General features: G+C 60.8%; 10 protein-coding genes. 9 read left to right on the plus strand and 1 reads right to left on the minus strand.

All coding sequences use genetic code 11. The features are described from left to right. Positions 1 to 19: 19 nt before the first annotated feature. Positions 20 to 982 (minus strand): galactofuranose ABC transporter, galactofuranose-binding protein YtfQ, encoded by a 963-nt coding sequence (ytfQ, locus tag M1E12_RS14740; protein ID WP_113458924.1) that lies wholly within the window; start codon positions 980 to 982, stop codon positions 20 to 22. Positions 983 to 1,344: 362 nt separating this feature from the next. On the opposite strand from ytfQ, the gene M1E12_RS14745 reads away from it, so the two are divergent. From M1E12_RS14745 to M1E12_RS14785, 9 genes are all read left to right on the plus strand, one after another. Next, entirely contained in the window at positions 1,345 to 2,070 is a 726-nt protein-coding gene (locus M1E12_RS14745; protein ID WP_113458923.1) for a ParA family protein, read from the plus strand. Between the two features lie 198 nt (positions 2,071 to 2,268). Further along, positions 2,269 to 2,463, plus strand: coding sequence for a hypothetical protein (locus M1E12_RS14750; RefSeq protein WP_310241114.1), 195 nt, complete (start codon positions 2,269 to 2,271; stop codon positions 2,461 to 2,463). Positions 2,464 to 2,708: 245 nt separating this feature from the next. Beyond that, entirely contained in the window at positions 2,709 to 3,353 is a 645-nt protein-coding gene (locus M1E12_RS14755) for a LuxR C-terminal-related transcriptional regulator (protein WP_113458922.1), read from the plus strand. 244 nt (positions 3,354 to 3,597) lie between these two features. Beyond that, positions 3,598 to 4,917, plus strand: a complete 1,320-nt coding sequence (locus tag M1E12_RS14760) for a nucleotide sugar dehydrogenase (RefSeq protein WP_479562323.1) — start codon at positions 3,598 to 3,600, stop codon at positions 4,915 to 4,917. An 11-nt stretch (positions 4,918 to 4,928) separates the two neighbouring features. Then, positions 4,929 to 6,404: a glycosyltransferase gene (locus tag M1E12_RS14765; protein ID WP_479562324.1), complete on the plus strand. Its 1,476-nt coding sequence runs from the start codon at positions 4,929 to 4,931 to the stop codon at positions 6,402 to 6,404. Between the two features lie 18 nt (positions 6,405 to 6,422). After that, entirely contained in the window at positions 6,423 to 7,544 is a 1,122-nt protein-coding gene (locus M1E12_RS14770) for a pilus assembly protein PilZ (RefSeq protein ID WP_479562325.1), read from the plus strand. Between the two features lie 59 nt (positions 7,545 to 7,603). Beyond that, positions 7,604 to 9,016, plus strand: coding sequence for a mannose-1-phosphate guanylyltransferase (locus tag M1E12_RS14775; RefSeq protein ID WP_113458918.1), 1,413 nt, complete (start codon positions 7,604 to 7,606; stop codon positions 9,014 to 9,016). A gap of 9 nt (positions 9,017 to 9,025) precedes the next feature. Beyond that, complete coding sequence (locus M1E12_RS14780; protein WP_479562326.1) at positions 9,026 to 10,534, plus strand: right-handed parallel beta-helix repeat-containing protein; 1,509 nt, start codon at positions 9,026 to 9,028, stop codon at positions 10,532 to 10,534. A gap of 2 nt (positions 10,535 to 10,536) precedes the next feature. Then, positions 10,537 to 11,985 carry an MBOAT family O-acyltransferase gene (locus tag M1E12_RS14785; RefSeq protein WP_479562327.1) on the plus strand — a complete coding sequence of 483 codons (1,449 nt, stop codon included), beginning with the start codon at positions 10,537 to 10,539 and terminating at the stop codon, positions 11,983 to 11,985. Positions 11,986 to 11,994: the final 9 nt, after the last annotated feature.

Raw genomic sequence — 11,994 nt, forward strand, 5'->3', positions numbered from 1 at the left:
TCCTGCCGGGAGGGTTACCTTAGTAACCGAGGCCCTTGCGGTTGTCATACTCGCCCTGCGGGTTGTCCGCAGGCGTGTAGAGCTTGGATTCCGTGATGATGAACTTCTCCGGCTGCGTGCCGTCCTTCAGGTAGGCTTCGAGAGCATCGAAGGCCGGGCCTGCCATGTTCGGAGTCAGTTCCACGGTCGCATTGGCTTCGCCGGCAACCATGGCGGCGAAGATATCCGGAACGGCATCGATCGAGACAACGAGGATGTCAGTGCCTGGCTTGAGGCCGGCATCCTTGATAGCCTGGATGGCGCCGACGGCCATGTCGTCATTGTGGGCATACATCGCGCAGATGTCCTTGCCGCCGTTTTCGGCCTTCAGGAAGCCTTCCATGACTTCCTTGCCCTTAGCGCGGGTGAAGTCACCGGTCTGGCTGCGGGCGATCGTGATGTTGGACTTGCCGGCAATGGCTTCTTCGAAGCCCTTCTTGCGGTTGATCGCAGGCGTCGAACCGACGGTGCCCTGAAGCTCGACCACCTTGCACGGCTTGTCGCCGACGGTATTGACCAGCCATTCGCCGGCAACGCGGCCTTCCTTCACCTGGTCGGACGCGACCGAGGTCAGGTAGAGATCCTGCGGAGCGTCAACGCCGCGGTCGAGCAGGATGACCGGAATTTCGGCTTCCTTGGCTTCCGTCAGAACGTCTTCCCAGCCGGTTGCGACGACGGGAGCAACGAGAATAGCGTCAACGCCCTGAGCGATGAAGCCGCGGATGGCCTTGATCTGGTTTTCCTGCTTCTGCTGTGCGTCGGCGAACTTCAGATCGATGCCGCGCTTTTCGGCTTCGAGCTTGGTGACGGATGTTTCTGCAGCGCGCCAGCCCGATTCGGAACCGATCTGCGAGAAGCCGACAGTCAGGTCCGCAGCGAGAGCAGACGAGCAGCCGAGTGCGATCACGCTTGCGCTTAGCGCAAGCTTGCGAAGAAATGTCATGATGTCCTCCCTTGAAAAGACACCGCCTCCACGGTGTCTGGCATTATGCATAGGCAAAGGTTGGAAACCTGTAAAGTCCAAAAGTACTATTATATGTTGTGCACTGCAGCATAGAGCGCAGATCAACTTGAACGGACTTGCACGTGCAGCCTGCTGGCCAAAGGTTAACATGGACAGGCGCAACAAGCCGAGTATAGGCGAAGGTGAATAGGGAGAAAGCCCTGAAAATCAGGGGTTGCAGCATTGCCTCCCTAAATCTCGTAATTTTCTGTTAACCAGTTTTCTTTATATTTCGCGATGCACGATGGCTGTGCCTCCGCATGAGCGATTCCGGCTCCCGCTATTCGAGACAGGAATACCCAATGGCAGTGATCACCTTCGCGAATACGAAGGGCGGCGCAGGAAAGACGACTGCGGCCCTTCTTCTGACCACCGAACTCCTGCACCGCAACTACCGAGTCTGTGTCATTGACGCCGATCCTCAGCGGTGGTTCTCGAAGTGGTACGAAGGCGCTGCATTGATGCCGAGGCTCTCCGTTGAGACCTATGTCTCCGCTCCGACCCTGCAGAAGATCGTGCATGAACGGCGGAGCCAGTGGGATTTCGTTATTGTCGACCTTCCGGGCATTCAGTCTCCCCTTCTGGCATCAGCCGTCGGCCTGTCCGACCATGTCCTGATCCCGATCCAGGGCTCGAGCATGGATGCCCAGGGCGGAGCCCAGGTGCTCGACCTGCTGCGCTATCTCGACCGCAAGGCCGGGATCCGCATACCCCACTCCGTCGTCCTGTCCCGCGTCAATCCAGCAATCACGACCCGCTCGATGCAGGCCGTCCAGCGCCTGTTGCACGAACAGCAGATCAGCGTGCTCGACACACCGATCGCAGAGCGGGCTGCTTTCCGTGAAATGTTCGATCTGAACAGACCGCTTCGAAAGCTTGAAAGCGCACAGACCGGAAGCGGAGAGAAGGCCATTGCGAATGCTCAGGCCTTCGTGAACGACGTGATGTCGGTCGTGACGCCCGGAGCAGCACAACCTCCGGCCTATTCCGCGACGCGCGGAGCACCGGTGCTTGAGACGGCGGCCTGAGCGCCCAGACACAACTTTTGCATGAACAAATCCACGAGGAGGCGAGGCGCAATTCGGCGCTCCGCCTCCTTTTGCGTGCTCGCCTTTTTGCGACATTCATGTCGCTGCTGCAATTTTGCCCGATAGCCTCTTTAGCCTTCATCAAATCACGATTCCGTCAGAAGCGGTGATGAGGAACAATGATCTGTGATTTCGGGGATGACCAAACAACGCGGCACCACGGCCGAAACCGCCACATTCTCGCCCGAATTGAACGTCGCCCAGCAGCCCAAAAGAGTAAATTTCTCATCTGTCATTCCTTATAAAGAGCCTATTGAAAGGACGCCGAGTGCCCCAAAAATCGACAGTTTTCTGCAGCGCAAAATTGAAATGGTCTCGTCCGCAACCACTTGATAACACGTGTATCAGCCCATCAAATAACTGATAATCAACGAGATATTTTTGACCAAGTGACAACCGCCGACTGACCACGATTTTGCAGGCCAACAATTTGTCTAAGATTTTCGCGGCACTGCAACATCTTGACACCTCAGACGTTCTCCCGGACCATTCGAGGCACTGGCTAGGAAAGTGAGACTTGTTCAACCGGTCGTGACCGGAGAGGGGTTTTGTGGCGTTGTCGAAAGATTGGAGCTGCAATGGATTACACTAGCAAGATCAGGGTGCTTGTTCTCGACGACAATCCCGTCCTGGTGGACGGGTTGAACTTCCTGATCAACTCGACCCGGCAACTGCATGCGATCCTGCTTGCTCAACGCGACCAGGAGTTGTGCGAGGCGATCAAGCGCCTGGAGCCGGATGTGATCGTCGCGGATCCCAATTTTCTGGATCGCACGCTGGCTGAGTGTGGACTTGAACTGCATGAGCTGCGCGCCGGCGCAAAGCTGATCGCTTACTGCGATGCGCGTGAAACCCGGTCGGGCGAGACGTATATCAACCGCGGCTATAGTGGCGTGGTGACCAAAACGGTGGCGAGCCCACGCCTTTTGCGGGCGATCAAGAGTGTCCATGCCGGGGATGTCGTGATTGACGAAACCGTGCTTGCGCTGTCTGAACGGTCGCTTCAGCCCTGCGAAGTCGATCAGCGAAAGCTGTCCACAAAGGAAGAATTCGTGCTGCGACACGTGGCTCTCGGCAAGGCGATGAAAGAGATCGCCGCCGATATTCAACTCAGCGCCAAAACTGTGGAAACCTACAAGTACAGAGCCATAAAAAAACTGGATCTGAGAACAAGATCCGATATCGTGAATTACGCAATCAGTGTAGGCTGGCTGCAGCACTAAGAATACAACAAGTCAAAACTGGAATGCCGCATCTTCTTGATTGCGGCATTTTTGCGTTGCAGCTTTATGATTACTGACATATTCTGAACAAACTCTCCCAAATAGGTAAGGATATTCCTGACAAGCGTCCGATTTTCCTGACTTTGTTCGCAGGTGCAATACTGCCAATTCTACAGCCGAGATTAACAGATGTTAACGAACGGCTGGCCCTGAGCGGGTCGCGCCGCCAGGTAGAGGGCAGCATATGGCTAGGATCAGTGTATTCGGGATTGGTTATGTCGGCGTAGTCGCCGCGGCATGCCTTGCAAAAGACGGACATGAAGTGGTGGCCGTCGACATCGATCCCGCGAAGGTCGACACGATCAACCGCGGCAAGACACCCATCGTCGAAAAGGGCCTGGAGCCTCTGATCGAGATGACCGTGGCGAATGGCAGCCTGCGCGCCACGCTCGACATCGATGAAGCCATCGCCGCCACCGACCTCTCTTTCGTCTGCGTCGGCACCCCCAGCGCACCCGACGGTTCGGTCGGTCTAACCTATGTCGTCAAAGCCTGCGAGGCGATCGGTGAGGCAATCGCCCGCAAGAAGGCCTTCCACTCGGTGGTCGTACGCTCGACCATTGTGCCGGGCACCATGGACAAGGTCTGCATCCCGGCGCTTGAAGCAGCGACCGGCCTCATCGCCGGCAAGGACTTCGGCGTCGGCTACTATCCAGAATTCCTGCGCGAGAGCACCGCGATCGAAGACTACTACGATCCGGGTCTGATCGTCTTCGGTGCGATCGACGAGACAACCGACAAGATCCTGCACGAGATCAATGCCGGCCTCCCCTGCATCTGCCATTCGGTGCCGCTCGCGACGGCCGAAATGATCAAATACACCAGCAACTCCTGGCGCGCGGTCAAGGTCACATTTGCCAATGAGATGGGCAACATTGCCAAGGCCTGCGGCGTCGACGGTCAGCAGGTGATGAAGATCCTGTGCTCGGATCTGAAGGTCAACATCTCCCCCTACTTCATGCGTCCCGGTTTTGCCTTTGGAGGCTCCTGCCTGCCGAAAGATGTGCGGGCTCTCCGTCACCTCGCCAAGGAAGCCCATGTCGAGAGCGCTCTCCTGGATGCTGTCCTCGAGGCGAACGAAGCCCAGATCGACCGCGCCGAGACCATGGTCTCGCAGATGGGTGGCCAGACCGTCGGCATGGTCGGCATCAGCTTCAAGACCGGCACCGACGATCTGCGCGAAAGCCCGCTCGCAAGCCTTGCCTCGCGTCTGATCGCCAAGGGCTATGATCTGAAGATCTACGACCCCTTCGTGCAGCAGGCCTATGCGGAAGGCATGAGCGGCGCCGGTCGCGGCAATGACACGGCGATCGACCTGAAGAACCGCCTCGTCGGCGAGCTCGGTGACCTGATCGACACCTCAGATGTCATCCTGGTCGGCAACCACTATGCCGAAGCCATGTCGGTCCTCGACCAGTCGAGCGACAAGATCCCGATGGTCGACCTCCTGCGCATCCGGCCGGACATCCGCTCGTCCGGCACCTACCAGGGCATTTGCTGGTAAGGAGCGAAAAGATGCTGGCCCACGTCATCTACATCCTTTCCATGACGATCCTGGCGCTCAGCGTGCCACACCCGACCGTTTCGGCGGTTTCCGGCACCCTGATCACCGTCGGTCTGATTGGCGCCTGGCGTTATGCCTGGGCCGGGATCAACCTGGCGCGGGCCGCCTATTTCCTCAACTTTGCCTATCCTCGGCGGCGCCGTCTTGCCGCCGAGGCCTACACGGCCCGCGGCCTCAAGGACCACGCTTACTTTCTGGTCACGACCTACAAGATCGCCCCTGAAATCTCGACCCGCGTCTATCGCTCGATCTTCGAGGCCGCTTTCAGAGCAACTGGTGGTGCCACCATCGTCGCTTCGATCGTCGACGAGGCCGATGCCCGCCTGATCCGCCGCGTTATGGCATCCGTTGCCCTGCATCATCCCGGCCGTGAAGCCATGATCGGCCTGAAGATCGACAAGATCGCCGGAACCGGAAAACGCGATGCGCTCGCCACCTCGCTGCGCTCGATCGCGAGACTGAACCCCGGCCGCAATGACATCGTGGTCTTCGTCGACGGCGACAGCTGCGTGCCCCATGACGTTGTCGACCGCAGCATTTCCTTCTTCACCGATCCATCCGTCGGCGCCGTGACCACCGACGAACTCAGCGACACCCAGGGTGGCAAGCTTTTCCGCGACTGGTTCGACCTGCGCTTCTCGCAGCGCCATGTGATGATGTCTTCGATGTCTTTGGGCGGACGTGTGCTGACGCTGACAGGCCGCATGTCGATCTTCCGCGCCAGCCTCGCCACCGATCCCGGCTTCGTCGACCTCGTCCGCAACGATTTCATCGATCACTGGCGCCTCGGCCGGGTCCACTTCCTGACCGGCGACGACAAGTCCACTTGGTACTGGCTCCTGCAGCGCGGCTACAAGATGCTCTACCTGCCGGACCTCTGCACACTTTCCATCGAGACGCAGCCCAAGGACGGCTTCTTCGAATCCGCCACCACGCTGATGACCCGCTGGTTCGGCAACATGCTGCGCACCAATGCCCGTGCACTGGCCCTTCCCGCCTCCCGCATCGGCTATTTCACCTGGTGGTCGATCCTCGATCAGGCACTCTCCATCTGGACGACGCTGGCCGGCCCCGCGAGCATCCTGCTCGCAGCCTTCTTCGTCAGCCCTTGGATCCTGCCGATCTATCTCGCCTGGGTCATGTTCACCCGCTACCTCTTCTGCACGGTCATCATGACCTTCCGCGGCAAGAGCTTCCCGATCACCTATCCCTTCCTTCTCTACTTCAGCCAGGTCGGCGGCGCGATCGTCAAAAGCTTCATCCTCTTTCGCCTCGACCGCCAGAGATGGACCCGTCAGTCGGGTTCCGGATCCGCCCGAGCCATTCCCCTCGGCCAGCGCTGGCGCGCCATGAGCTCCACCTACATGCACTGCCTCGCGCTCGGATGGCTCATCCTCGGCGTGGCCTATGTCGGCAACATCATCTAACCCCTGAAGGACGTAACCATGGACATCGAAACGAAGGCCGCACGCGACACCGCTTCCCAGGGCTACACCGGACAGGCCGAGACCTTTCCGATCCTGCTGGACACCGGCACCGAGCATCCCAAGACGAACATCCCCTTCATCGCGGTCATCGACGGTCGCCAGTTCACCGGACGCAGCCTGTCGCTGGTCTCCGCCAATGTCTCGGGCCTGGCCGGGCCGGAACTCGAAGGCAAGGAACGCATCGCCGTCCTGCGCTTCGACTTCGACGGCTACACGATCTCCCTGCAGGTCGACGTACGTGTCAGCCGAACCCATGCGGAAACCGGTGAAGTGCGCCTCGACTTCCTGGAGCCGACGGGCGAACACCTGCCGACCCTGCGCTATCTGCTGAACAGCTACATCGCAGGCGACATCACCTCCGTCGACGGCATCATCAGCCTGCGTGAACGGGCAGCCGTGTCAGGCGGCAAGAAGCAGGCCGGTCAGGCAAGCATCGGCGGACTGGTCGGCCGCGGCCTGAAGACGGTGGCGACGGTCGCCGTCAGCCTCGCGCTGGCCGGTATTGCGGCGAACCTCATCTACGAGCGCGTTTTCTCCAAGGAAGTGAAGCAGCTCGCCGTGCTCTCCGCCGGCGGGCAGCCGCTGCGCGCGATTGCCAGCGGCCAGATCTCCTATCTCGATCTCGGCGCCACCCGCGGCGAAGTGCTCTACACCCTGCAGTCGGTCTCCGGCACGACGCTCAGCGTCAACATGCCTTGCGACTGCAAGATCCTGCCGACACGTGCCGGCGAAGGCTCGACCGTCATGGCGGGCGACCCGATTGTCGAAGTGGTCGACGAGACCGCAACCCCGGTTGTTCAGGCCGTCGTCTCGGCCGAGCAGGCCAAGCAGCTGGTTTCCGGCGACATCGCCGAGCTCCGCTTCTCCGACGGCAAGGTCATCTTCGGCAGCCTCGCTCAGAACGCGGAAGCCCTGACCGCCGTGGGCAACGAGGGCGAGATGCGCGCCCTGATCGAGCCGAACACCGAGCTCGGTAGTGAAGCCGCTGGTTCTCCCGTCTCCGTTCGCATCATCAGCCAGCGCATCTTCGCCCTGCGTCAGAAGCTTGGCGAGTGGTTCAAGGAGGGCGCCGCCACCTGAAGAGCCCGTCCCGGCAGACTATCCCGCGTAATCACTCCAACGGATTCACAGGAACAGCCATGCAAGACGTTCACCCCCTCATCCTCTGCGGAGGCATCGGCACCCGACTTTGGCCTCTCTCGCGCACCGAACACCCCAAGCAGTTCCAGCGCATCGACGGCAACTCGGAAACGACCTTCTTCCACGCGACCGTCGAGCGCCACCGCGCGCCGGGCTTTGCGAACCCGATCGTGGCCGTCAGCAGCGCCCATGTCGCGACCGTTCTGCAGCAGCTGAACGACATCAAATGCCCGGCCCGCGTTCTGGCCGAGCCGATCTCCCGCAACACGGGCCCTGCCGTCCTGGCCACGGCACTCACCCTGGCAAAGACGGACCCGGCGTCCCTGATCTGCGTGATCCCCTCGGATCACATCGTCAAGGGTGACCTACCGGCCAATGTACTCGCCGCTCGCAAGGCCGCCGAGCAGGGCCACATCGTGCTCTTCGGCGTCCCCCCGGAATATCCGGAGACGGGTTACGGCTACATCGTCGATGGCGGCGCACTTGAAGATCTCACCTGCGCCCGCAAGGTGTCGAGCTTCATCGAAAAGCCGCCTGTCGAGGTCGCGACGGCCCTCATCGACGCCGGCGGCGCCTATTGGGCATCGGGTCTCAGCCTCTTCCGCGCCGACGTCCTGATCGAAGAGTTCAAGCGTCTCGATCCGAAGACCTTCGATGCGGTGAAAAATGCGCTCGACCACGGCTTCGAGACCGAGCATGCCTTTTATCTCAATGCCGAAGCCCTGCAGCCGGCGGCCAATCTGCCGACGGAATCCATCGTTTTCGAACATTCCCCGCGCACGGTCATTGCCCCGCTTCTCGTTGCCTGGAGCGATGTCGGCGCCTGGAACGCCTTGCATCACATCGCCGAGAAGGATGACGACGGCAATGTTCTGAGCGGCGACGTCATCAGCATCGACACCCGCAATTCCTATGTCCGCGCATCGAGCAAGCTGGTCGCCGTCGTTGGCATGGATGACGTCGTGGTCGTGGATACCGACGACGCACTGCTGATTACGACCCGAGATCAGGCCCAGCAGGTCAAGCAGATCGTCAAGAAGCTCGAAAGCATCAAGCGCCGCGAACTCGCCCAGCACATGCGCAACCAGATGGCCTGGGGCGAAGTGCGCCGCGTTCAGTCCGGCCCCGGCTACGAACTCCGCATGATGACCCTCAGGCCCGGTACCATGCTGCCCATGATCGAAGACGCCGCATCTCACCGCATGGTGACGGTGACGTCAGGTTCCGGCCTGCTGAAGACCGGTGCGGTGACGCGACCGCTGCGCATCGGCGACAATTTTGAAGTCCAGGCCGGGGAAGCAGCCGCCATCTATTGCGGCCCGGAGACCGAGATGCAACTGGTCGAAGTGGTCTGCGACGTCACCGTCACGGCGGCCGAAGCCGTGGCCAGCCTCCAGCTCGTGCACAGCTGAGGGATGGCGATGCGCAAGGGCCTCTCATTCCTCCTGGCCGTCTTTCTGACGTCGACGGCTCCCGGCGTTCATGCCGAGAGCCTAGGCCGTGAAGACATGGCCAGATTGACCCGAACCGTCTCTAAGATCGGGGAACGTCTGCGCTCGCCCGAGGCCCGCAAAGACGATGCCCGGCCCCTGCTGACGGGTCGTTTCGCGGCAGTCGTTCGTCAAACGGATCAGGCGCCCGTTGTTCTCGACCGTCTCGAAACACAAGGGCAACTCGGCACCGTACCGGTCGACTTCATGCTGGCACAGTTGCGTCTTCAGACGGCACAGCAGTTCAACACGGATGTCGAGCAGGCTCTGGCCGATGGCGCAGCCCCGGCACTCTTCATTCGCGGCGGCACCTTGACGCTGGATCAACTGGCGGCGGAAGCCGCCAAGTCCTATCCGGACGCTCTGGAACGCGACGGCGAAACTCTGCTTGCCCGCTGGCCGATCGTCATCTGGTCTGATGCGGCGCTCGTGATTGGATCAGGGCAAAAGCTGGAGCTCTCGACCACAGACGGAGCATTCCTCTTGAACTCCGGTCTGCTGACCCTGGACCGGGGCACACTTTCTGCCTCGCAGGACACCAATCCAGGCATCAAGAACTTCCGCCCCTTCGTCGCCACCGCGATGACCGGCGCAATGCAGGCGAACGAGGCCCGTTTTGATCGTCTGGGTTACGGCGGAACAGGCTCGACGAGCGGAGTTTCCGTTCTCGGAGCCGCCCTTTTCCCAGCCAAGATCAGCTCATTCATCGTCGACAGCACCTTCGACAATGTCGGGGGCATCAGCCTCCAGAACACGCATCGCATCCGGCTTTCCGGCAACCGCATCTCCGGCGGGGCGGGTCCAGCGATTGCGCTGAAGGGTGTCACCGGTGCTGATATCATGGACAATGTCATTACCGGCACGACGGATGCTCAGGCGATTGACGTCCAGAACACGAGCACTTCGGTTGCAGTGACCGGTAACATCCTGCTCGGCAATCGCGGCAGCGGGATCTTCGTCGCAAACGACGCCCGCGACGTCACCATCACGGGCAATTTGCTCTCCGGCAATGGTCGCGGCGGCGTCTCCGTCGTGCGCAGCGCCTGCATGACGATTGCCGACAACATCATCCTCTCGAATGGCCAGGTCGGCATCAAGGTCCGAGCGAGTGATGCGCTCACACTGTCGCACAACGATCTCATCGCCAATGCCGGCGCCGGCATCTCGATCATCGATCAGGACGCCCATGCCCGCGTCGCGATCGACGGCAATGCCTTCTCCGCCAATAAATCAGGGATTCATGGCGGATCCGCCAGCGAAGTTGCGCTCAAGGCGAACGACTTTGCCGGCCAGTCGCCCATTCTCCTGGACGGCGAATTCGCCCCTTACGTGCCCCAACTGCTGAAGACGGCAGCCTCCGCCGGTCCGCAGGCCGAGGCACTCACCATCCACGCCAACACGCAATCTGCCGCGCCGGTGGATTGCAAGACCGGGAGCTGACCATGGTTTTTTCCTCCGAGACGTTCCTGTTTCTCTTCCTGCCACTCTTCCTGGCCGCCTATTACCTCACGCCGGACCGGCTGAAGTCATGGACGATCCTGATCGGATCCTACATCTTCTATTGCTGGTGGCGCCCGGACTTCCTCATCCTCTTCGTCGGCGTCACAGCCTGGGCCTATGGATGCGGACTTCTGATCGAGCGCTGGGAAGGTCAGGCGCGGGCGAAGATCCCGCTCATCCTGGGTGTCGTCGGCTGCCTGTCCGTGCTCGGCGTGTTCAAGTACCTCAATTTCTTCATCGACAGCTTTGCCGCCCTGCTCGGCACGACACCGGATGAACTCGGCGTTCACTGGCGCCTGATCCTGCCGATCGGCATTTCCTTCTACATCTTCCAGGCTGTCGGTTACGTCATCGACGTCTACCGCAAAGACACGCCGGCGACCCGCAACTTCGTCGACTTCGCCGCCTTCATCGCGCTCTTCCCGCAGTTGATCGCAGGCCCAATCCTCCGCTTCAAGGATCTGGCCGACCAGTTCCACGAGCGCACCCACAGTCTGGCACTCTTCTCGACCGGCCTTGGCATCTTCACCATTGGCCTTGCCAAGAAGGTGCTCCTCGCGGACTCGATCGCCCCGGTCGCCGATGCCGCCTTCGCCTCCGGTCACGTCACCTTCGTCGAGGGCTGGCTGGGTGCTGCTGCATACACGCTGCAGCTCTATTTCGACTTCTCCGGCTATTCCGACATGGCCATCGGCCTTGGCCTGATGATGGGCTTCAAGTTCATCCGCAACTTCGACACGCCCTATGTCAGCGCCTCGATCACCGAATTCTGGCAGCGTTGGCACATCAGCCTGTCGACCTGGCTGCGCGACTATCTCTACATACCGCTCGGCGGCAACCGGAAAGGCCCGCTGCGCACCTACCTCAACCTCTTTCTGGTCATGTTGCTCGGCGGTCTCTGGCACGGTGCCGCCTGGACATTCGTGCTCTGGGGCGCCTGGCACGGAAGCTGGCTGGCGATCGAGCGCTACACGGGTTATGCCCGCGCTGGCTTCAACAAGGCCCTGACCGTCCCCGCCACCCTGCTTCTCGTCGTCATTGGCTGGGTCATGTTCCGCGCCACAAGCGTCGCCGAGGCCTTCTCCGTCTATGCCGGTATGCTCGGACTGAACGGAACGGCGCCGAGCCTGGAATTCCTGGCAAGCGTGAACCAGGAGCATCTCGTCTTCATCCTGCTCGCCATCGTCGCCGTCGTGATGGAGCCGCGCTTCAAGCATCTGACCGATCCGGACCGCGTGCCGCTCGCCGGTCAGCCGCAGGTCGGACCGGATGGGGCCATCGTCGCTGCCCCGTCCATCGCCTACCCGCTAGCCATGACCGCGCTGCTGGCCGTGACCATCGCACGTCTCGCCGAACAGTCCGCCTCCCCTTTCCTCTACTTCCAGTTCTGACAGGAGCAA

This window comes from Rhizobium sp. K33 (assembly GCF_056501445.1).

Excerpts from the sequence above, each read along its gene's own strand:
- M1E12_RS14755 (WP_113458922.1), top strand. The coding sequence starts at position 2,709 with ATGGATTACACTAGCAAGATCAGGGTGCTTGTTCTCGACGACAATCCC.
- M1E12_RS14760 (WP_479562323.1), top strand. The coding sequence starts at position 3,598 with ATGGCTAGGATCAGTGTATTCGGGATTGGTTATGTCGGCGTAGTCGCC.
- M1E12_RS14750 (WP_310241114.1), top strand. The coding sequence starts at position 2,269 with ATGACCAAACAACGCGGCACCACGGCCGAAACCGCCACATTCTCGCCC.
- ytfQ (WP_113458924.1), bottom strand. The coding sequence starts at position 982 with ATGACATTTCTTCGCAAGCTTGCGCTAAGCGCAAGCGTGATCGCACTC.
- M1E12_RS14770 (WP_479562325.1), top strand. The coding sequence starts at position 6,423 with ATGGACATCGAAACGAAGGCCGCACGCGACACCGCTTCCCAGGGCTAC.
- M1E12_RS14780 (WP_479562326.1), top strand. The coding sequence starts at position 9,026 with ATGCGCAAGGGCCTCTCATTCCTCCTGGCCGTCTTTCTGACGTCGACG.
- M1E12_RS14785 (WP_479562327.1), top strand. The coding sequence starts at position 10,537 with ATGGTTTTTTCCTCCGAGACGTTCCTGTTTCTCTTCCTGCCACTCTTC.
- M1E12_RS14775 (WP_113458918.1), top strand. The coding sequence starts at position 7,604 with ATGCAAGACGTTCACCCCCTCATCCTCTGCGGAGGCATCGGCACCCGA.
- M1E12_RS14765 (WP_479562324.1), top strand. The coding sequence starts at position 4,929 with ATGCTGGCCCACGTCATCTACATCCTTTCCATGACGATCCTGGCGCTC.
- M1E12_RS14745 (WP_113458923.1), top strand. The coding sequence starts at position 1,345 with ATGGCAGTGATCACCTTCGCGAATACGAAGGGCGGCGCAGGAAAGACG.